Annotated in this window: 15 protein-coding genes; 6 read left to right on the top strand and 9 right to left on the bottom strand. The window is 72.3% G+C overall.

The window, feature by feature from the left end; all coding sequences use genetic code 11:
- Positions 1-85 precede the first annotated feature (85 nt).
- From ACJX2R_RS14035 to ACJX2R_RS14020, 4 genes are all read left to right on the top strand, one after another.
- Positions 86-757: a TetR family transcriptional regulator gene (locus ACJX2R_RS14035; RefSeq protein ID WP_413100392.1), complete on the top strand. Its 672-nt coding sequence runs from the start codon at positions 86-88 to the stop codon at positions 755-757.
- Positions 758-882: 125 nt separating this feature from the next.
- Positions 883-3,111: a molybdopterin oxidoreductase family protein gene (locus ACJX2R_RS14030; protein WP_413100391.1), complete on the top strand. Its 2,229-nt coding sequence runs from the start codon at positions 883-885 to the stop codon at positions 3,109-3,111.
- Between the two features lie 121 nt (positions 3,112-3,232).
- A complete protein-coding gene (locus tag ACJX2R_RS14025; RefSeq protein WP_413100390.1) occupies positions 3,233-4,696 on the top strand; it encodes a CitMHS family transporter in 1,464 nt (487 codons plus the stop codon).
- 3 nt (positions 4,697-4,699) lie between these two features.
- Entirely contained in the window at positions 4,700-5,995 is a 1,296-nt protein-coding gene (locus ACJX2R_RS14020; protein ID WP_413100389.1) for an MFS transporter, read from the top strand.
- 28 nt (positions 5,996-6,023) lie between these two features.
- Here the strand turns inward: ACJX2R_RS14020 and ACJX2R_RS14015 are convergent, their stop codons facing one another.
- Complete coding sequence (locus tag ACJX2R_RS14015) at positions 6,024-6,539, bottom strand: DUF402 domain-containing protein (RefSeq protein ID WP_413100388.1); 516 nt, start codon at positions 6,537-6,539, stop codon at positions 6,024-6,026.
- 51 nt (positions 6,540-6,590) lie between these two features.
- Between ACJX2R_RS14015 and sigJ the strand changes: the two genes are divergently transcribed.
- Positions 6,591-7,544 carry an RNA polymerase sigma factor SigJ gene (gene sigJ / locus ACJX2R_RS14010; protein ID WP_413100387.1) on the top strand — a complete coding sequence of 318 codons (954 nt, stop codon included), beginning with the start codon at positions 6,591-6,593 and terminating at the stop codon, positions 7,542-7,544.
- On the top strand, positions 7,541-8,323 hold the full coding sequence (locus ACJX2R_RS14005; RefSeq protein ID WP_413100386.1) for an aminotransferase class IV: 783 nt from the start codon (positions 7,541-7,543) through the stop codon (positions 8,321-8,323). The genes sigJ and ACJX2R_RS14005 overlap by 4 nt, the downstream gene beginning before the upstream one ends.
- A 996-nt stretch (positions 8,324-9,319) precedes the next feature.
- Here ACJX2R_RS14005 and ACJX2R_RS14000 read toward each other — a convergent pair.
- The 8 genes from ACJX2R_RS14000 to ACJX2R_RS13965 all read right to left on the bottom strand — a co-directional run bounded on the left by ACJX2R_RS14000 (position 9,320) and on the right by ACJX2R_RS13965 (position 20,708).
- Entirely contained in the window at positions 9,320-11,554 is a 2,235-nt protein-coding gene (locus ACJX2R_RS14000) for an MMPL family transporter (protein ID WP_413100385.1), read from the bottom strand.
- 97 nt (positions 11,555-11,651) lie between these two features.
- Positions 11,652-12,362 carry a hypothetical protein gene (locus ACJX2R_RS13995; RefSeq protein ID WP_262703680.1) on the bottom strand — a complete coding sequence of 237 codons (711 nt, stop codon included), beginning with the start codon at positions 12,360-12,362 and terminating at the stop codon, positions 11,652-11,654.
- A gap of 144 nt (positions 12,363-12,506) precedes the next feature.
- Positions 12,507-14,126, bottom strand: a complete 1,620-nt coding sequence (locus ACJX2R_RS13990) for a class I adenylate-forming enzyme family protein (RefSeq protein WP_413100384.1) — start codon at positions 14,124-14,126, stop codon at positions 12,507-12,509.
- A gap of 224 nt (positions 14,127-14,350) precedes the next feature.
- Entirely contained in the window at positions 14,351-15,322 is a 972-nt protein-coding gene (locus tag ACJX2R_RS13985; RefSeq protein ID WP_413100383.1) for a UbiA family prenyltransferase, read from the bottom strand.
- Positions 15,319-16,527 carry a 4-hydroxybenzoate 3-monooxygenase gene (locus ACJX2R_RS13980; protein ID WP_413100382.1) on the bottom strand — a complete coding sequence of 403 codons (1,209 nt, stop codon included), beginning with the start codon at positions 16,525-16,527 and terminating at the stop codon, positions 15,319-15,321. Before ACJX2R_RS13980 ends, ACJX2R_RS13985 begins: the two co-directional genes overlap by 4 nt.
- Before the next feature lie 10 nt (positions 16,528-16,537).
- Complete coding sequence (gene ispG / locus ACJX2R_RS13975) at positions 16,538-17,689, bottom strand: flavodoxin-dependent (E)-4-hydroxy-3-methylbut-2-enyl-diphosphate synthase (protein ID WP_210948530.1); 1,152 nt, start codon at positions 17,687-17,689, stop codon at positions 16,538-16,540.
- Complete coding sequence (gene dxs, locus ACJX2R_RS13970) at positions 17,686-19,584, bottom strand: 1-deoxy-D-xylulose-5-phosphate synthase (RefSeq protein WP_413100381.1); 1,899 nt, start codon at positions 19,582-19,584, stop codon at positions 17,686-17,688. The genes ispG and dxs overlap by 4 nt, the downstream gene beginning before the upstream one ends.
- Positions 19,585-19,649: 65 nt before the next feature.
- On the bottom strand, positions 19,650-20,708 hold the full coding sequence (locus ACJX2R_RS13965; protein WP_413100380.1) for a polyprenyl synthetase family protein: 1,059 nt from the start codon (positions 20,706-20,708) through the stop codon (positions 19,650-19,652).

Genomic DNA, 20,708 nt, shown 5'->3' with positions numbered 1-20,708 from the left:
GCGCGCTCCCACCGCTCCGCCGCACACCACTGGTTTCCCTTTGATTCCTATGTCAGACGATAGGAATCGAAACCCGGGCCCGTCAATGATCGGGCAGGATGGTGGCGTGCCCATACCGCCCCTCCGCCGCCATCCGGTCCAGCGCCGCAGCGCCGAGCGCCTCGGCCGGATCCTCGACGCGTGTGCCGAACTCCTCGACGAGATCAGCTACGAAGAGCTGAGCACCCGGGCCGTCGCCGAGCGCGCCAACGTGCCCATCGGCTCCGTCTACCGCTTCTTCTCCAACAAGCGGGCCATGGCCGAGGCCCTGGCCCACCGCAATCTGGACGAGTACGCCGAGCGGATCACCCGGCGGCTGGCCGCCTCGGACGCGGCCTCCGCCTCCGCCTCCGGGTCGGACGGGGGCGGCGGCTGGCGGGAGGCGATGGACGTCGTCGTGGACGAGTATCTGGCGATGAAGCGCGGGGCGCCGGGCTTCGCGCTCGTCGAGTTCGGCCATCCGGTCCCGGCCACCGCGCCCCCGGAGCAGCCCAACCACCTGGTCGCCGACCGGCTGCGGACGCTGCTCGCCGACCGGCTCCGTACGGGCGGGGACGAGGCGGCCGAGGAGCGGCTGCGGGTGGCCTTCCTGCTCGCGGTCGAGGCGGCGGACGCGCTGCTGCGGCTGGCGTTCCGGGTGGACCCGGAGGGCGATCCGGCGATCGTGGCGGAGACGAAGGAGCTGCTGCGCGCCTATCTGGCCCGGGTCCTGGACTGATCCGGGGTCCGCTGAGAAGTCGGTCGGTAGTTCCCGTCGATCCCTCCCCGGCATGCCTACCAGTCGGTATGGTGGGCGGGTCCGGCGCGTCATCGCGGCCTCGCCGCCGTCCCTGGGAGAGACCGATGAGCACTGCCCCGCGTATCTGCCCGCTCTGCGAGGCCACCTGCGGGCTGACCCTCACCATCGACGAGGGGAGGGTGACCGGGGCGCGCGGCGATCGCGAGGACGTCTTCAGCCGCGGCTTCATCTGCCCCAAGGGCGCCGCGTTCGGGCAGCTCGACGCCGACCCCGACCGGCTGCGGCGCCCCCTCGTCCGCCGTGCCGGGCGCCTGGTGGAGACCGGCTGGGACGAGGCGTTCGCGGCCGTGGCCGAGGGGCTGGGCCCGCTGCTGCGCGAGCACGGCCCGCGGTCCGTGGGGGTCGTGCTCGGCAACCCCAATGTGCACACCGTGGCCGGAGGGCTCTATCCGCCGCTGCTGCTGGGCGCGCTGCGCACCCGTAACGTCTTCAGCGCCAGCACCCTCGACCAGATGCCCAAGCACGTCTCCAGCGGGCTGCTGTACGGCGACGCCAACGCGCTTCCGGTGCCCGACCTGGACCGTACGGACCATCTGCTGATGCTCGGCGCCAACCCGCTGGACTCCAACGGCAGTCTGTGCACCGCCCCCGACTTCCCCGGGCGGCTGCGGGCGCTGCGGCGGCGCGGCGGCCGGCTGGTGGTGGTCGACCCCCGGCGCACCCGTACGGCCGCGCTGGCCGACCGCCATGTGGCGATCCGGCCCGGCACCGACGCCCTGCTGCTCTTCGCCATGGTGCAGGTGCTGTTCGCCGAGGATCTGGTCGCCCCGGGCCCGCTCGCCGAGCACGTCAGCGGGGTGGCCGAGGTGCGGTCGCTGGCCGAGGACTTCCCGCCGGAGGCGGTGGCCGAGGCGTGCGATGTGCCCGCCGAGGAGATCCGCGCCCTCGCCCGTGAGCTGGCCGCCGCGTCCCAGGGCGTGGTGTACGGGCGAGTGGGCTCCACCACCGTCGAGTTCGGCACCCTCACCAGCTGGCTGGTCGATGTGGTCAACGTGCTCATCGGGCAGCTGGACCGGCCCGGCGGCATGATGTTCCCGCTCGCCGCCACCGGCCGCCGGGAGCGCCCGGCGCGGCCCGGGAAGGGGTTCGCGCTCGGCCGCTGGCACAGCAGGGTCAGCGGATATCCCGAGGCCAAGGGCGAACTGCCCACCGTCGCGCTCGCCGAGGAGATCGAGACCCCGGGCGAGGGGCGGATACGGGCGGTGCTGGCGCTCGCGGCCAACCCCGTGCTCTCCGCGCCGGACGGCGACCGCCTGGACCGGGCGCTGGCCGGGCTCGACTTCATGGTCAGCGTCGATCCGTACCTCAACGAGACCTCGCGCCATGCCCATGTGGTGCTGCCCCCGCCGCCGCCCAGCCGCAGCCCCCACTTCGACTACGCCTTCAACAGCCTGGCCGTGCGCAACCAGGTCCGCTACACCCGCCCGGCGATCCCGCTGGAGGCGGACCGGCTGAGCGAGAGCGCCATCTTGGCGCGGCTGGTGCTGTGCGTGAGGGGGAACGGCGGCGCCGACCCGGAGACGGTGGACGCCATGGCGATCCAGGGGACCCTCGGCAAGGAGGTCGCCGACCCGTCCTCGCCGGTGCACGGACGCGAGCCCGGCGAACTGGCCGCGCTGCTGACCGGGGTGGACGGCCCCGAGCGCCGGCTGGACATGATGCTGCGGCTGGGCCCGTACGGCGACGGCTTCGGCGCCGACCCGGACGGGCTGAGCCTGGAGAAGCTGCTCGCCCATCCGCACGGCATCGACCTGGGCCCGCTGCGGCCGCGCCTTCCGGGGCTGCTGAAGACCCGCAGCGGCACGGTGGAGCTGTGCCCGGAGCCGCTGGCCGCCGATGTGGCGCGGCTGCGCCGGTCGCTGGCCGACCGGCCCTCGGGGCTGCTGCTGGTCGGCCGCCGCCATCTGCGCTCCAACAACAGCTGGATGCACAACGTCCCGGCCCTGATGGGCGGCAGCAACCGCTGCACCCTCCAGGTGCACCCCGAGGACGCCACCCGGCTCGGCCTGGCCGACGGTGGTCTGGCCCGGGTCAAGGGCGAGGGCGGGGAGCTGGAGGTGCCGGTCGAGGTGACGGACGCGGTACGGGCCGGAGTGGTGAGCCTGCCGCACGGCTGGGGCCATGCCCGCCCCGGCGTCCGGCTGTCCGTGGCCGGGGCCCGCCCCGGGGTCAATGTCAACCAGCTCTTCGACGGCTCACGGCTGGATCCGCTCTCGGGGACGGCGGTGCTCAATGGCCACCCGGTGCGCGTATCACCCTCGCTACGGCACTGACCTGGGGTTTTGCGCTTATTGCTCACGCGTCAAGACCTTGTTAACGGAAAGTTGCCGCACCTAACGTCGCCTCGACCGCCAAATCTGGGGGAGTTCAAAGGCGAACGTGAGGTAGCCAACTATGCTGACCATCCTCGGCTTCGTCATGATCGCGACATTCCTTGTCCTGATCATGATGAAGAAGATGTCCCCGATGGGCGCCCTGGTGCTCATCCCCGCGCTGTTCTGTGTGCTTGTCGGGAAGGGGGCGCACCTAGGGGACTACGTCATCAAGGGCGTCGGCGATCTGGCACCCACGGCAGCCATGCTGATGTTCGCGATCATCTACTTCGGGGTGATGATCGACGTCGGCCTCTTCGACCCGATCGTCCGGCTCATCCTGCGGTTCTGCAAGGCGGACCCGATGCGGGTGGTGGTCGGCACCGCGATCCTCGCGGCGATCGTCTCGCTCGACGGCGACGGCTCCACCACCTTCATGATCACCGTGTCGGCCATGGTGCCGCTCTACCGGCGGCTGAAGATGAGCCTGGTGGTGATGACCGGTGTCGCGGCCATGGCCAACGGCGTGATGAACACGCTGCCCTGGGGCGGCCCGACCGCCCGCGCCGCCGCCGCGCTCAAGGTCGACGCCAGCGACATCTTCGTGCCGATGATCCCGGCCCTCGCGGTCGGTCTGCTCTTCGTCATCGCCCTCGCCTACGGCCTGGGCCTGCGCGAGCGCAAGCGGCTCGGCGTGCTGACGGTGGACGAGGTCACCGCGGCCGACCCGGAGCAGGTGCTGGTCGGCGCGGGCTCCGGCGGCAAGGGGGCCAAGGGCCGTAAGGGCGTCAAGGCCGCGCTGACCGGCGGCGGCGCGGGCTCCGGCACCGACGCGGAGGCCCGGTCCCCGAAGGGCTCCGGCTCTTCGGATTCCTCCTCCCACGAGGGCGAGGACGACGACGAGTTCAAGGGGCTCGACCCCCACCGCGCCACCCTGCGCCCCAAGCTCTACTGGTTCAACGCGGCCCTGACCGTCGCCCTCCTCGCCCTGATGGTGCGGGAGACCCTGCCGATCCCGGTCCTCTTCCTGCTCGCCGCCGCCGTCGCGCTCACCGTCAACTTCCCGAACATGAACGACCAGAAGGCGCGGGTGGCCGCGCACGCCGAGAACGTCGTCAACGTCTCCGGCATGGTCTTCGCCGCTGCCGTCTTCACCGGCGTCCTCACCGGCACCGGCATGGTCGAAAGCATGGCCCGCTGGCTGGTCGACGGCGTCCCCGAGGGCATGGGCCCGCACATGGCCATCGTCACCGGTGTGCTGTCCCTCCCGCTCACCTACTTCATGTCCAACGACGGCTTCTACTTCGGCATCGTGCCGATCCTCGCCGAGGCCGGGGCCGCCCACGGGGTCTCCGCGCTGGAGATCGCCCGCGCCTCGCTCGTCGGACAGGCCCTGCACATGTCGAGCCCGCTGGTCCCCGCCGTCTACGTGCTCGTCGGCATGGCGAAGGTCGAATTCGGCGACCACACCCGGTTCACCGTGAAATGGGCCGCGCTCACCTCCCTGGTGGTGCTCGCCGCCGGACTCGCCTTCGGCATCATCTGACCCGTGAAGATCTCGAAGCCCGGTAGGGGCTGGCTGCTGCGCCTGGTCATCGCCTTCTCGTTCACCCAGGGGGCGGTGAGCATGGCGCGGCCGGCCGTCTCCTACCGGGCGCTGGCGCTCGGCGCCGACGCCCGTGCCATCGGTGTGATCGCCGGAATCTACGCCCTGCTGCCGCTGTTCGCCGCCGTACCCCTCGGGCGGCGCACCGACCACGGGCGGTGCGCCCCGCTGCTGCCCATCGGGGTCGCCCTCATCGCCACCGGCTGCGCGTTCAGCGCGACGGCCGGATCGCTGCCCGCCATGGCCGCGTGGAGCGGGGTGATGGGCCTCGGCCATCTGTCGTTCGTCATCGGTGCCCAGTCCATCGTGGCCCGCCAGAGCGCGCCCGAGGACCAGGACCGCAACTTCGGCCACTTCACCATCGGCGCCTCGCTCGGCCAGCTCATCGGGCCCATCGCGGCCGGTCTGGTGGTCTCCGAACACGACGGGGCGATGGGCCGCACCAGCGCCGCCGCGCTGTTCGTCGCCGCCGCCCTCGCGGCCTTCTCCGTCACCTCGCTGTGGCGCATCGAGCGCCGCCCGGACGGCACGGCGGCCGGGCCCGCCAAGGAGGCCACGGCCCGCAAGGTCTCCGTACGGTCCATCCTGACCACCCGCGGGGTCGCCTCCGGCATGTTCATCAGCCTCGCCGTGCTCTCCGCCACCGACATCCTCACCGCCTATCTGCCGGTCGTCGGCGAACAGCGCGGCATCTCGCCCGCCGTCGTCGGTGTGCTGCTCAGCCTGCGCGCCGCCGCCACCGTGGCCTGCCGGCTCGCCATGACCCCGATGATCCGGCTGATGGGCCGCACCGTGCTGATGGCGGTCAGCTGTCTGGGCGCCGCGCTGCTGTGCGCGGGCATCGCCCTGCCGGTGCCCGCCTGGGCGCTCGGGGTGCTGCTGGCCGGGCTCGGCTTCTGCCTCGGCGTCGGCCAGCCGCTGTCGATGACGACCGTCGTCCAGGCGGCCCCCGAGGGGGCGCGCAGCACGGCCCTCGCGCTGCGGCTCACCGGCAACCGGCTCGGCCAGGTGGCCGCGCCCGCCTCCGCCGGTGTGCTCGCGGGGCTCGCGGGCACCGCCGCGCCCTTCGTCATGCTGGGCGGACTGCTGCTGATATCGGCGGTGATAGCCGTCCGGCCGCTGCGGGGTCGCCCGGCCGCGGGCCCCGCCGCGGACCCCGCCGGGGACCGGCCGGTGCCGGAGGAGCGGCGTACGGAAAAGCCCTCGGCCTCACGGGGCACGGGGCGGCCGCCCCGGTGAGCCGACGGCGAGATGGTCCGAGATGGTCTCAGGGCCGCTCGCCGTCGACCATGGCCAGCCACGCCCCGGAGGCGTCCCCGAACGGCTCGGTGCGCCCGTCCACCGCGTCCATCAGCCACCGCCCCGCCGCCTCGGCCTCCGCTATGACATCCGCCGGATAGCCGTACCGCACCTGGTGCTCGGCGAACTCGTCCTCGTCGTCCAGCAGGGTCGGGCCGTTCCGCTTGCGGATCACATCCAGGTCCAGGTCCACCATCGACACCTCGTGGGAGGAGAGCCACTCGGCAGGCGTGGCGATGTCGCAGTAGATCTCGGTCTCCCGGGGCGGGGCGTTGAACGCCGCGGTCCACCACGCGTCGCGCGGGAGCAGGACCACATGCGCGCAGGCGATCGGCACCATCGGGCCGTACCCCTTGCGCATGACGCCGCCGCCGGGCAGCCCCAGCCAGACGCCGTGTTCGTCCTCGCCCAGCCTGCGCATCCGCAGATTCCAGTGCAGGGAGCCGTCGTACTTGCGGTAGTTGACGGATACGAGATCTGGCATGAGCCGATCCTATGCGGTGGCCGGAGCGGGGTGCCGCCTACCATCGGTGCAATGAACACCCCCGTATCGCCGTGGAAGGACCGCGCGGGACCGCAGGCCGGGCCGGTGCCGGACGCGGGGAGCGAGGACTTCCTCCACCACCGTGAACTGCTCTTCTCCATCGTCTACAACATGCTCGGCACGGTCGCCGACACCGAGGACGTGGTGCAGGAGACCTGGCTGTCCTGGGCGTCGGTCCAGGGCAAGGAGATCGCCAACCCCCGGGCCTATCTGGTGCGGATCGCCGTCAACCACGCGCTCAGCCAGATGCGCCGCGCCCGCCGCAGCCGGGAGAGCTATATCGGCCCCTGGCTGCCCGAGCCCGTGCTGACCGAACCGGACACCCCCGACGCCGCGATCCGCACCGAATCGGTGTCCCTGGCGATGCTGGTGGTCCTGGAGACGCTGACCCCCTTGCAGCGCGCGGTGTTCGTGCTGCGCGAGGCGTTCGCCTACGACCACGCGGAGATCGCCGCGATCCTGGGCCGCAGCCCGGCCGCCGTCCGCCAGCTCGCCCACCGCGCCAAGGAGCGGGTCGAGGCCCGGCGGCCGCGCTACGACCTCGACCGCTCCACCCAGCGCATCGTCACCGAGCGGTTCCTCGACGCGGCCATCGGCGGTGACCTCGACGCCCTGATGGACGTCCTGGCCCCGGAGGTGGTCATGTGGAGCGACGGCGGGGGCAAGCGCCGCGCCGCGCTCCGGGTGATCGAGGGCCGGGAGAAGGTGGCCCGCCTGGTGGCCGCCGTCAGCGCGCGGTTGCCCACCTTCCACACGCGTCCGGTACAGATCAATGGTGGCCCGGGGGTGGTCCTGTTCATGGGCGGGACGCTGTACGCGGCCGCGGTGTTCGACCCCGCTCCCGACGGCGAGCGGGTGCGCGGCATCTACGGTTTGATCAACCCCGACAAGCTCGGCCGACTCGCCGAGTCCGTCCACCCCCCGGCTGGAAGACTGGCCCCATGACAGAGCTGAACGGGGAACCGGCGGGCGTCCGCGAGCTGACGGCGCTGGCCATGACCAACTACGGCCACTTCACCACCATGCGGGTGGAGGACGGGCGGGTTCGCGGGCTGTCCCTCCATCTGGACCGGCTGGTCCGGGACTGCGGTGTGCTGTTCGGCACCGACCCGGACCGGGACCGCGTCCGCGAACTGGCCCGGCGCGCGGTCGCGGACACCGAGGGGCCGCTCACGGTCCGGGTGACCGTGTACGACCCCGACCTCGGGCTGGAGCGGCCCGGGGCCGAGGCGGCGCCGCGGATCCTGGTCACCACCCGGCCCGCCGCCGCGCCCGCGCTGCCACCGCTGAGCGTGCGCACCGCGGCGCACCACCGTGACCTGCCGGAGGTCAAACACGTCGGGCTCTTCGGGCTGTTGCGGCTGCGCCGCCTGGCCCAGCTTGACGGCTACGACGATGTGCTGCTGACGGACGAGCGGGGCGCGGTGTCCGAGGGCGCGACCTGGAACGTGGGGTTCTTCGACGGCGATCGCCTGCTCTGGCCGGACGCCGTGTGCCTGCCCGGCGTCACGCAACAGCTCATTCGCCGTGGCCACGGCGGCCCGCAGCACACCGAGCGGATCGACCGCGAGCGGCTCGGCGAACTGCGCGTGGCCTTCGCCCTCAACGCGGGGGTGGGCGTACGGCCGATCCGGTCGATCGACGGGGTGGAATTCGCCCCGGAGCATCCCGTCCTGGAAACCCTCCGCAAGGAGTACGCGGCGACGGAAGCGGAACCGCTGTAGGCAGGACGGGGACCGTGACGCCTGCGGCGGGCTGTTCCCCTCCCCGCCCCTTCCCAAAACTGGGGCCCCGCCCCAGCCCCCGCTCCCGGGCCTCCGCCCCAGCCCCCGCTCCCGGGCCTCCGCCCCAGCCCCCGGGCCGGGGCGCTGTGCCAGCCTTCGGGTGGGGGTTCCGCCCCAGACTCTGGAGCGGGGCTTCGCCCCAGCGCCCCGTCTCGGGGCGCCGTGCCAGCCCTCGATCCCGGGCTTCGCCCCAGCCTCCGGGCCGGGGTGCCGTGCCAGCCCCCGGGCCGGGGCGCTGTGCCAGGCTTCGGGTGGGGGTTCCGTCCCAGACTCCGGAGTGGGGCTTCGCCCCAGCCCTCGATCCCGGGGGCGCCGTGCCAGACCTCGAACCCTGGGGTTCCGCGCCAGCCCCCGATCCCGGGGCTTCGCCGCAGCCCCCGGGCCGGGGCTCTGCCCCAGCCCCCAGGCCGGGGTGCTGTGCCAGGCTTCGGGTGGGGGTTCCGTCCCAGACTCCGGAGTGGGGCTTCGCCCCAGCCCTCGATCCCGGGGGCGCCGTGCCAGACCTCGAACCCTGGGGTTCCGCGCCAGCCCCCGATCCCGGGGCTTCGCCCCTTCCCGCGGCATCGATATGTGGCTTCGCCGCGTGGCAGGGCTTCGCCCGGATTCGGGGTCCAGGGGCGGAGCCCCTGGTTACGGGAAGGGGCGGGGAGGGGAAAGCATCGATGCGGCTTCGCCGCGTGGCAGGGGGGGCCGGGGGCGGAGCTCCCGGTATCGGGAAGGGGCGGGGAGGGGACAGAGTCGCCGGGCATCCCGGAGGCGGCCTGCGTGAGATGGCCCCTGGGGGCGGCGGCGTGAAACGGTGCGGGTCAGGAGGCCGCCCGCGTACGGCGGGTCCGCCGCCCGGGGTAGTGCGCGGCGGACCCGTGAGCCGTCTGTGTGGTGCGCGGCGGACCCGTGAGCCGCGTCTGGGCGGGCCGCGAACCCGGGCCGCGCCGATCAGCCGGTCAGCGCCCGGTCGCCGTCGTGGCGAGGGGCCGGGGCCGAGGGCTCCTCGCGCAGGCCGTACCGGCTGTGCAGCCGCCGCAGCGGCGCCGGGGCCCACCACGTGGCGCGCCCGCCCAACCGCATCGCGGCGGGCAGCACCGCTCCCCGGATGAGCGTCGCGTCCATCAGCACGGCCAGCGGCAGCCCGACCCCGTACGCCTTCACCAGCGAGATGCCGGAGACCGTGAAGGCCAGGAAGACCACCGAGATCGCCACCGCCGCCGCGGTCACGATGCGGCCGGTGCGTTCCAGACCCTGGGCGACGGCGGCCGTCGGCGAGCCGGTCAGCTCGTACTCCTCGCGCATCCGGGACAGCAGGAAGACCTGGTAGTCCATCGCGAGCCCGAAGGCGAGGCCGAAGAGCATCACCGGGATGGTGGCGGCGATGTTGCCGGTCGGGGTGAAGTCGCCGAACAGCCCCGCGAGATGGCCGTCCTGGAAGACCCACACCAGCGCGCCGAAGGTGGCCGTCAGGCTCAGCGCGCTGAGCACCAGCGCGAGGAACGGCAGCATGACACTGCCGGTCACCAGGAACAGCAGCACCAGCATGGTCAGCAGCACCGTGCCCAGGGCGTACGGAAGCCACTTCTCCAGCGCCGCCGCGGCGTCGTGGTTGGTGGCCGCGGCCCCGCCCACCAGCGCCTCGAACGGCGCCTTCTGCGAGCGGATCTCGCCGACCAGCCGGTCCGCGTCGTCCGCACTGGCCGTCTCCGGCACCACGGAGAAGTAGACGGCGTCGCCCGAGGCGAAGCGCGCGTAGCGCTGGTCGGGCGGGGCGGCCTGGCGGCCCTCCGCGTAGGCGCCGGTGGCGGTGCGCACCGCGGCCACGTGCGGCAGCCGCGACAGCCGCTTCGCGTACGCGCCGACGGCCGCCCGGTCGGAGCCGCCCTCGGGCGCCACGACCTGGAGCGCGTTCTGCTCACTGCTGTCGAACTCGGCGCGTACGGTGTCGGCCACCTGACGTGCCGACGAGGACGCGGGCATCACCCGCTCGTCCGGCATGCCGAGGTTGATGCCGAGGAACGGCGCGCCGAGCAGCAGCAGGAACCCGGTCACGATGGTCACGATCGGCACCGGGCGCCGCATCACGGTGGTGGCCAGCCGGTGCCAGAAGCCGTTCTCCACGCTCCGGGCGGCCGTCTGGCTCACTCCACGCCGCCTGCGGAACACCCGGCCCTTCTCGATCCGGTCACCGAGCAGCGCGAGCAGCGCCGGCAGCACGATGAGCGAGGACGCGCCGGACAGCAGCGCCGTGAGCGCCCCCGCATAGCCCATGGACCGCACCGCCTGGAGCGGGAACCAGGCCATGGCCAGGGACGATACGGCCACGGTCAGCGCCGAGAAGGTCACGGTGCGCCCGGCGGAGGTCAGCGTCGCCCGGATGGCGTCCGGCGGGGCGAGCCCCGACCGCAGCTCCTCCCGGTAGCGGCTGACCATCAGCAGGCTGTAGTCGATGGCCAGGCCCAGACCAAGCAGGGTCACCACGCTCGCCGCGAGCGAGCCGACCGTCGTGACGCTCGCCAGGATCCACGTCAGCCCCATCGTCAGCATCATCGCCACCAGGGCGACGGCCAGCGGCAGCGCCGCGGCCACCGCGCTGCCGAAGATGAACACCAGCGCGACCAGGGTGATCGGGATGGCGACCGTCTCACCGGTGGTGGCGTCCTTCTGGCCCTGCTCCAGCAGCTCCCGCTGGAACTTCGTATAGCCGCCGAACTTCACCTCAAGACCGCCCCGCGAGCCCTCGTAACGGTCCGCCAGCTCGGCGACGCGCTTCTGCGAGGTGGTGTCGTCCCCGGTGACCGTGCCCATGATCAGGGCCTTGTGGCCGCTCTTGCCGCGCAGCTGCGGGGCCTTCCCGGTGGTCCAGTAGGAGCTGACGTTCGCCACTCCGGGTTCCTTGCTCAGCTTCCGGGTGAGCTCGGTGCCCGCCGCCGTCACGGACGGGTCGTCCACCCGCCCCTTGGACGTCACCAGCAGCGTGAGATTGGGCAGCCCCTGCCCGAACCTCTTGTCCAGCGCGGTGATCGCCCGCGATGACTCCGATTTCGGATCGTCGAAACCGCCCGCCGTCAGCTTGTCGAACAACGTCGTACTCGCCACCCCGCCGACCACGGCGAGCAGCAGGCCGACCACCAACACCGCCAGGCGCTTCCGCACGACGAAACCGGCCAGTCTGTCCAGCATTCCCTCTTCCTTCCTCAAGCGCACCGGGTCTGGAATCCCGTACCGGCATCCCAGACGCCGAGCCCCTCCCGGATGTGACATCCCCGGGCCGCGTCGCTCACCGGACGGCCGTCAGAACGCCGGGGTCGTCGGGCACCTCGGCCGGGCCCCGGTTCCAGGCCCACGGCGAGCGGCCCTCCTCGCGGACCTTGCGGTACAGCAGCACGCAGTAGGTCGCGTCGATGGTCCAGACGGTCAGGAAGAGGAAGATGAAGAGGTGGTGGCCCGGGTACATCACCAGCACCGTCCAGCCCGCGAAGAACGATCCGATGCCCTTGGCGAGCGCCACGTACATCGACTGCCCGAGAGAGGAGCCGCGGCGGTTCAGCATGAAGATGAAGGACAGGCTCAGGAACACGTTCAGCCCGGTGCCGGTGTAGATGCCGGTGGCGTCCTTGAGCTCATAGGTCGTCATGATGTGGAAGACCGCGGACCAGGCGATGACGCCGAAGACCATCCACCGGAAGGCCCGCCGGCTCATACCGGGATAGTCCTTCCATCCGTAGGCCAGCGTCTGCCGGAGGATGAAGCAGTCGACCAGGAACCAGCTGAGGTTGATCGGGCGTTGCACATCGGCCTGGTCCAGGATGAGGGAGAGGGTGAACTCCCAGGCGAGGTTGACCTCGACCACGAAGACGGGAATCCCCACCCGTTTGTCCAGTTTGGCGCGGTAGATGGCGAGTCCGTACGCCACCAGCCAGCCCGATGCGCACGGGCCCATCAGGATCCAGAACAGCCAACTCGGCCGGTCCGCCTCCGGGAGCGTCACCGGGGCGACGTTCGGGAGGTCGATGAGAGCGGGCGGGAACCACACGGCTAATTACCCCTCGTTCATGGTGGATGCGGTCATCTCGATGCGTTGCGTCGTGGTGCGTTGCGTCGTGGTGCGTGGTGCGTGGCGCCGGTCAGGTGGTCAGGTCCACTGGCCGGTGCCGTAGGTGTCGCTGTTGCCCAGCAGCTGTTCGCGCAGCTCCCCCCGGCGCACCTTCCAGGTGGCGGTGCGCGGCAACTCGTCCCAGGGCACGAGCCGGGGCTTGTCCATCTCGGGCAGGCCACGGCAGGCGCGGTCCCACTCCTGGGGGTCCAGGGCGTCGTCGCGCATGCACAGCACCGGGATCGGCAGCTGTCCGGGGACCCCGAGCACGATCACCTCGGAGGCCCGGTCCAGCCGGTCGAGCAGGGTGGACTCCAGCTCGATACCGCTCATCCCAGGGATCATGTCGACCTCGCGGTCGATCAGCCGGATGCGGCCGTAGCCCGCGTACTCGCCCAGGTCGCCGGTGTTCCACCAGCGGCCCCGGTCCTTGGCGCGGTGCCGGTCGTCCTCGCCCAGATAGGTCAGACAGCGCGACTTGGTCCGCACCATCAGCAGCCCCGGCTTCCCCCGGGGCCGTTTGCGGCCGGTCTCCGGGTCCACGACCTTGACCCGGACCAGCGGCGGGAACCCGACGTTGGTGGCGTCGTGCGCCCGGGTCTTGTCCGGGCGGACCATGGAGCGGGTGGCCACCCCGGCGGCGATGCCCGCGATCTCCGACTGCCCCACGCCCCAGGCCCACAGCGGCAGCCGGACCCGGGAGGCGCCGAGGAACTTGCGGACCGTCCTGGGGTGCACCGCGTCGAAGGTGCTGATGAACCGACGTACGCCCGCGAAGAGTTCGGGCCGGGTGTCGGCCAGCTCCTCCCAGTACTGGAAGACGTTCGGACAGGCCTCCAGCGAGGTGGGCGGGTGCGCGGCCAGCATGCGCGCCACGTTCTCCAGGCCCGGCTCTGAGAGGATCACCATCTTCCGCGGCCCGCGGAACAGCGTCCCGTTGGTCCAGGACAGATTGCGGTTGTGGGCGAAGGAGATCCCGCTGGCCACCACGTCCTCCGGCCGGGAGGTCATCAGCGGCAGCCGGTAGGACTCGATGCGGAACGGCACGGCCGCGAGCGTGGTGGCGGACGAGTGCACCACCAGCTTCGGCACGCCCGTGGTGCCCGAGGTGTGGGTGACCAGCATGGGCTCATGGCGGCCGCGGAACCGCACCGGCGGCCGGGCGCCGCCGCGCACATCGTCGATGCGCAGCGTCCCCCCGGGCAGCCCCGGGCGGTCCTCGCCGACGGCCACGAGCGTCATCCCCGGGTCGTCGAGCGGGATCCCGGCGGCGGTCATCCGCGCCAGCACGGTGGTGCCCATCACCAGCACCTTCGGGGAGATCCTGGTGAGCAGGGTGCGGATATGTGACTCCGACCGGATGGGCGCGATCATCACCGGCAGCGCCCCGAGCCGGGCGGCGGCCGCGGCGAGCAGGATGAAGTCGTAGTGGTTCTCCTTGACGATGGCGAGCCGGTCGCCGTGGCGCAGCCCCGCCCCGTGCAGCCAGCCCGCGGCGTCCTCCACCGTCGCCGCCAGGGCGGGCACGTCGAAGCGGGTGCCGGAGTCCGGGGCGATGTCGAAGGGCCGGTCCAGGTGCATGACCGTCGGCCTGCCCCGTTCGGCGGCCCAGTGGAACAACCAGCCTACGTTGACGGGCCGTTGGGAACGCGCCGTCATGCTCATCTCCTTGGATAGGGGTGCGTAGGGCTGGGACGGGGGTACGGCCAGGTGGTGTCCGGCGGGTCGTGGCGCCTGCGGCGGGCTGTTCCCCTCCCCGCCCCTTCCACAGCATCGATATGCGGCTCCGCCGCGTGGCTGGGGCTCCGCCCCAGACCCCGCTCCTCAATCGCCGGAGGGGCTGATTTTCACGCCGCAGGCGTACGCGTACCGTCGGACACCCCTTAGGACAGGACGTACAGCGCGGGCGCCAGCAGACCCAGGAAGCCCAGGTCGTAGGCGTAGAGCCCGAGCTTGCGGGCGCTCAGCCAGCGCCCCCGCAGCGGGCCCTCGCGCAGCTGGGCCGCGTGGAGGGCGGTGGCGGGCAGCAGGGTCAGCAGGGTCCACCACGGCCACCGGGTGGTCAGGCCCAGGACGCAGATCAGCGTGGCCGAGGCCAGGAAGAAGACGGCCATGGCGGTCTTGTAGACCCGCGGCCCGGTCGACGCGGCCAGCGTGCGGCGGCCCACCGAACGGTCCCCGGCGGCGTCGTTGACGTTGGAGTAGCTGCTCACCATGACCAGCCAGAGCCCCAGCAACAGACCCACCAGCACCGCCGGGGACGACCAGTGCCGCTCCACCGCCAGATACGGGGCCAGCAGCCCGGCCGTGGTGGCCAGGCACAGCAGCGTCTCCGCACCGCCCCGGTGGTAGCTCAGCCGCAGCCCGGCCGAGTACTGCACGCTGAAGAAGAACCCGACCCCGTAGAGGAGGTACGCCACGGCCGGAGCCCGCCAGTCCAGCGCCCAGAACGCGCCGGTCCCCGCGAGCACCGCGACCGAGGCCGCGCAGGCGATGAACCGCACCGCCTCGCGCTCGGTGACCGCCCCGCTGAGCAGCGGCTTGCCGCGGATGTCGCGCTTGGTGTCGCCGGCCTTGTAGTTGCGGGCGTCGCTGCCGTTGCGGAAGCCCACCAGGTCGTCGGTGGCGCAGGTGCAGGTGACGATGCCCATGGAGCCGAGCAGGAACAGCAGCATCGCGGCGGTGGTCCCCGGGCGGTCGCGCGCCTGAGGGCTCAGGGCGAGCCACGCCATGCCCCAGCCGAAGTAGTTCTGGTACACGAAGATCTTCGACAGCCGGAACAGACCGCGCGCCACGTCCCCGCCGCGGCGGGTGCGCGCCGTCGTCGTCCGGCTCTCGCTCGTCAGTGAGGTCACGGCCGTCCTCCCCGGGCCGGGGTCCGCTCCCGCGCCAGGCCCACATAGTTCTCGGCGAAGTCCCGCGCGGCGGCGGGGGAGCGCACCACGGCCTCGAGCCGGGCGCGCTGGAGCCGTTCGTCGAACACCCGGCCCTCCGTGGGCCGGTGCAGCAGCCGCGACATCCAGTCGGAGAACTCCTGCGCCTGCCAGACCCCGGGCAGACAGGCGGCCGAATAGCCGTCCAGCGGGTCGCGGTCGCCGGTTTCGTAGAACTCCCGGAAGGCCGCGGCGAGCGCCTTGACGTCCGCCACGGCGAGGTTGAGCCCCTTGGCCGCGGTCGGCGGCACGATATGCGCGGCGTCCCCGGCCAGGAACAGCCGCCCGTAGCTCATCGGCTCGGTGACGAAGCCGCGCAGCGCCACACAGCTCTTCTCCAGGACCGGCCCCTCGGCCAGCTCCGGCGCGCCGTCGATGTCCAGCCGGGTGTGCAGCTCCTTCCAGATCCGCTCATCGGGCCAGTTCTCCACCGACTCACCGGCCTCCACCTGGAGATAGAGCCGGCTCACCGCGGGGGAGCGCATGCTGTGCAGCGCGAAGCCGCGGCCGTGCACCGCGTAGATCAGCTCCTCGGCGGCGGGCGGCGCCTGGGCCAGTACCCCGAGCCAGGCGTACGGATAGGTGCGCTCGTAGGTCGTCAGCGCGCCGGGCGGCACGGAGCGGCGGGAGACCCCGTGGAATCCGTCGCAGCCCGCGACGAAGTCACAGGCGATCTCCACCGGTTCGCCCGCCACCGTGCAGCGCACGGCCGGTGTGTCCGTCTCCAGGCCCCGCAGCTCGACGTCGGGGACGTCGAACCACAGCCGGGCCCCGGCCTCGGTCCGGGCCCGGATCAGGTCCTTCACCAGCTCCTGCTGGCCGTACATATGGACGGTCCGGCCGGTCAGCTCGGTGAAGGGCATCCGGTGGGCGCGCGAGCCGAACCGGAAGACGAAGCCCTCGTGGACCAGCCCCTCGCGGTCCAGCCGGTCCGCCAGACCGGCCTCGCGCAGGAAGTCCACGGTGCCGCCCTCCAGCAGCCCGGCCCGTACCCGCTTCTCCACATAAGCTCGGCTCCGCCGCTCCAGCACGATCGAGTCCACCCCGGAGAGCTGGAGCAGATGGGAGAGCAGCAGCCCGCCGGGGCCCGCCCCGACGATCGCGACCCGTGTGGTCAGGCGCTTCACGGATGCCCCCTCATCCCACGCTGACGGTGGGGGACTCGGGGGCGTCCCGCGGGCCCGCCTCCTCGGCCAGGCGCATGGCCTCCTCGATCAGGGTCTCCACGATCTTGCTCTCGGGGACGGTCTTGATGACCTTCCCCTTGACGAAGATCTGGCCCTTGCCATTGCCCGAGGCCACCCCGAGATCGGCCTCCCGCGCCTCCCCCGGACCGTTGACCACACACCCCATCACCGCGACCCGCAGCGGCACTTCCATGCCCTCGAGACCGGCGGTGACCTGGTCGGCCAGCTTGTACACATCCACCTGGGCCCGGCCGCAGGAGGGGCAGGAGACGATCTCCAGCTTGCGCGGCCGCAGATTGAGCGACTGGAGGATCTGGGTGCCGACCTTCACCTCCTCCATCGGAGGCGCCGACAGCGACACCCTGATGGTGTCGCCGATGCCCTGCCGCAGCAGCGCGCCGAAGGCCACCGCCGACTTGACGGTGCCCTGGAACGCGGGGCCCGCCTCGGTCACCCCCAGGTGCAGCGGATAGTCGCAGGACTCGGCGAGCAGTTCGTAGGCGCGCACCATGACCACCGGGTCGTTGTGCTTCACCGAGATCTTCAGATCGTGGAAGTCGTGCTCGGCGAAGAGCTCCGCCTCCCACAGCGCCGACTCCACCAGCGCCTCGGGGGTGGCCTTGCCGTGCTTGGCCATCAGCCGCGCGTCCAGTGAGCCCGCGTTCACCCCGATGCGGATCGGGGTGCCGTGGTCCTTCGCGGCGCGGGCGATCTCCTTGACCTTGTCGTCGAACTTCTTGATGTTCCCTGGGTTCACCCGCACCGCCGCGCACCCCGCCTCGATGGCGGCGAACACGTACTTGGGCTGGAAGTGGATATCGGCGATCACCGGGATCTTGGACTTGCGGGCGATCTGCGGCAGCGCGTCGGCGTCGTCCTGGCTGGGGCAGGCCACCCGGACGATGTCACAGCCGGTCGCGGTCAGCTCGGCGATCTGCTGGAGGGTGGCGTTGACATCGGCGGTGACGGTGGTCGTCATGGACTGCACGGAGACGGGGAAGTCGCTGCCGACACCCACCGCGCCGACGCGGAGCTGACGGGTGACGCGGCGCTTGCCGAGCACCGGTGGCGGCGCGGCGGGCAGGCCGAGATCGACGGTCATCGGGAATCCTCCTCGGGGCGCCGGACGCCCGGCGCACGGTCGGCCGCGATCCGCATCCGGATCGAGCGGGCCAGTTCTTCGGGGCTCAGGCCGCATTCGGCGAGGATGTCGGCGCGTTTGCCGTGGTCCAGGAAGCGCTGCGGAATCCCGAAACCGGACACCGGGGCCGGGACACCGGCGTCGCGCAACTCCTGGGCGAGCAGCGAGCCGTAGCCGCCGACGCGCAGGTTGTCCTCGACGGTCACCACGAGCCGGTACTGCTCCGCCAGCTTGATCAGCGACGGGCCGACCGGTTTGAGCCAGGCCGGGTCCACCACCGTGACGCCCAGGCCCTCCTCGGTGAGCCGGCGCGCCGCCTCGCACGCCGTCGCTGCCATGGCGCCCACGGACACCAGCAGGACGTCGTCGCCGGGGGAGCGGTGCAGCACATCGATGCCGTCGTGCTGGTCGACGGCGGGAATGTCGGGCCCCACCGGGCCCTTGGGGAACCGGATGGCGCTGGGTCCTTCGGTGATCGCCACCGCCTCGCGCAGCGCGGTGCGCAGGGAGGCACCGTCGCGGGGCGCCGCGATCCGCAGGCCGGGCACGATCCCGAGCACCGACAGATCCCACACGCCGTTGTGGGACGCCCCGTCGTCGCCGGTGACACCGGCCCGGTCCAGGACGAACACCACCGGGCAGGAGTGCATCGCCACATCCATCAGCAACTGGTCGAAGCCGCGATTGAGGAACGTGGAGTACACGGCCACCACCGGCACCATCCCCGCCATGGCGAGCCCGGCGGCCGAGGTGATCGCGTGCTGCTCGGCGATGCCGACGTCGAAGACCCGGTCGGGGAACTCCTCGGCGTACGCCGCGAGCCCGGTGGGCTGGAGCATCGCCGCCGTCACCGCCACCACCTCGGGGCGCTCACGGCCGATCTCGACCAGCTCCGCGCCGAAGACCGAGGTCCAGGACGGGCCCGGGGAGCCCAGCGGTTCGCCGGTGGCCGGGTCGCCGGCAGCCACCGCGTGGTGGTGGTCGCGCTCGTCGGCCTCCGCGCGCCGGTAGCCGCGGCCCTTACGGGTCAGACAGTGCACCACGACCGGCCCGCCGAACCCGGCGGCCTGCCGCAGGGCGGCCTCCACCGCCGCGATGTCGTGTCCGTCGACCGGCCCGAGGTACTTCAGCCCCAGGTCGGCGAAGAGCCCCTGCGGGGCCAGCATGTCCTTCAGCCCCGCCTTGACCGCGTGCAGCGCCTCGTAGAGCTTCGGGGCCGGCCGCAGCCGCTGCTTGGACCACTCCAGGAACCGCTCGTAGTCGGGGGAGGTGCGCAGGCCCGCCAGACGGGTGGCGAGGCCGCCCGTGGTCGGCGCGTAGGAACGGCCGTTGTCGTTCACCACGATGACGACGGGACGGTCCGGGGCGCCCGAGATGTTGTTCAGCGCCTCCCAGGCCATGCCCCCGGTCAGCGCCCCGTCCCCGATGACGGCCACCACCGCGCGGTCGGTCTCGCCCCGCAGCCGGAACCCCTTGGCGAGGCCGTCGGCGTACGACAGCACGGTGGAGGCGTGGCTGTTCTCGATGGTGTCGTGCTCGGACTCCGCCCGGCTGGGGTAGCCGGACAGGCCGCCCTTCTGCCGGAGCCGGTCGAACCCCTCCCGGCGGCCGGTCAGGATCTTGTGCACATACGCCTGGTGTCCGGTGTCCCACAGGACGCGGTCCCGGGGGGAGTCGAAGACGCGGTGCAGGGCGATGGTGAGTTCGACGGTGCCCAGGTTGGGCCCCAGGTGGCCGCCGGTCCGCAGCACCTTGTCGATGAGGAACTGCCTGATTTCCGCCGCGAGATCGGTGAGTTGGCCGGCGTCCAGGTGCTTGATGTCGGCGGGACCGTGGATGGTCTCCAGCAGTGTCATCCGGGTTTGCTCCCTGAAGCGTCGGTGCCAGCGGGCGCGGTCGCTGTCGGTGCCCATCGGTGGCCTCAAGCGCTCCGGTAGGCGACCTCGTGGGCCATGGCGGCCAGTTCCTCCCGCCACTCCGGCTCCAGCGGGGCCTCGGCGATGGCGCGGCAGGCCCGCTCCACGAGCCCGTCGATGTGCTTCTCGACGTCGTCGCGCACACCCGTCTCGATCAGCAGCCGCCGCAGGTGGTCGGCGCTCCGCAGCTGAGCGGGCACCAGCTCGCGGATGTGCGCGTTGCGCTGGATGGCCAGGGCCATCAGCAGCGTCATCTTGTGCTGCTCGAAGTCCAGACCGCTCGGCTTGCCGGTCACCTCGGAGTCCCCGAAGGCGTCCAGCAGGTCGTCCCGCAGCTGGAACGCCTCGCCGAGCGCCGCCCCGTACTCCTCGAAGGCCGGCGCCGCGTCGGCGCGGCCGGCCACGGCCGCGCCCAGGACCAGCGGCCGGTGGATGGTGTAGCGGCCGGACTTGGCGATGGCGATCCACCGCGAGGTCTCCGGGTCCGGCTCGAACTCCACGGACGCCGCGACGTCCATGTACTGGCCGATGATCAGCTCCGAGCGCAGCAGATGCCACTCCGCGGCCACCGCGGGCTCCACCTCGGCCATGATCTCGTCGGAGTAGACCAGGGCCAGATCGCCCGCGAGGATCGCCACGTTCTCCCCGAAGCGCTCCGCCGTGCCCTGCCATTCGCGCTCGCGGTGCAGCGCGGCCTGGCTGGTGTGCACGGTCGGCGCGCCGCGCCGCACCGCGGACTCGTCCATCACATCGTCGTGGATCAGCGCACAGGCGTGGAGCAGCTCCAGCGCGGCGGCGACGGGGATGGCCCGGCCGTCCTCCGGATCGCCGCCGGCGGCCAGATAGCCGCTCAGGCAGAACGCCGGGCGCATCCGCTTGCCGCCCGCGCCGACCAGGTCGGCGATCGCGTCGATGGGGACGCTCGAGCGGGGGTCGAGACCGTGCCAGCGCTCGTACTCCGCGGACAGGAAGGTGCGCAGCCGCTCCTCGACCCGGGGCAGCAGGCTCATCAGCGTCCGGCGGGCGGTGGTGGCCTGGGCCGGGGCGGGGCGGGGGGTCGCCAT

This window comes from Streptomyces sp. Inha503 (assembly GCF_047215865.1).
Lineage (GTDB): Bacteria > Actinomycetota > Actinomycetes > Streptomycetales > Streptomycetaceae > Streptomyces > Streptomyces lycopersici.
Note: the sequence above shows the minus strand (reverse complement) of the source record. Positions and strands in the feature narration are given on the sequence as shown.

Bases quoted from the DNA above. Each gene is read 5' to 3' on its own strand.
- ACJX2R_RS14035 (WP_413100392.1), top strand. From the start codon at position 86: ATGATCGGGCAGGATGGTGGCGTGCCCATACCGCCCCTCCGCCGCCAT.
- dxs (WP_413100381.1), bottom strand. From the start codon at position 19,584: ATGACACTGCTGGAGACCATCCACGGTCCCGCCGACATCAAGCACCTG.
- ACJX2R_RS13965 (WP_413100380.1), bottom strand. From the start codon at position 20,708: ATGGCGACCCCCCGCCCCGCCCCGGCCCAGGCCACCACCGCCCGCCGG.
- sigJ (WP_413100387.1), top strand. From the start codon at position 6,591: ATGAACACCCCCGTATCGCCGTGGAAGGACCGCGCGGGACCGCAGGCC.
- ACJX2R_RS14025 (WP_413100390.1), top strand. From the start codon at position 3,233: ATGCTGACCATCCTCGGCTTCGTCATGATCGCGACATTCCTTGTCCTG.
- ispG (WP_210948530.1), bottom strand. From the start codon at position 17,689: ATGACCGTCGATCTCGGCCTGCCCGCCGCGCCGCCACCGGTGCTCGGC.
- ACJX2R_RS14000 (WP_413100385.1), bottom strand. From the start codon at position 11,554: ATGCTGGACAGACTGGCCGGTTTCGTCGTGCGGAAGCGCCTGGCGGTG.
- ACJX2R_RS13990 (WP_413100384.1), bottom strand. From the start codon at position 14,126: ATGACGGCGCGTTCCCAACGGCCCGTCAACGTAGGCTGGTTGTTCCAC.
- ACJX2R_RS14015 (WP_413100388.1), bottom strand. From the start codon at position 6,539: ATGCCAGATCTCGTATCCGTCAACTACCGCAAGTACGACGGCTCCCTG.
- ACJX2R_RS14030 (WP_413100391.1), top strand. From the start codon at position 883: ATGAGCACTGCCCCGCGTATCTGCCCGCTCTGCGAGGCCACCTGCGGG.
- ACJX2R_RS14005 (WP_413100386.1), top strand. From the start codon at position 7,541: ATGACAGAGCTGAACGGGGAACCGGCGGGCGTCCGCGAGCTGACGGCG.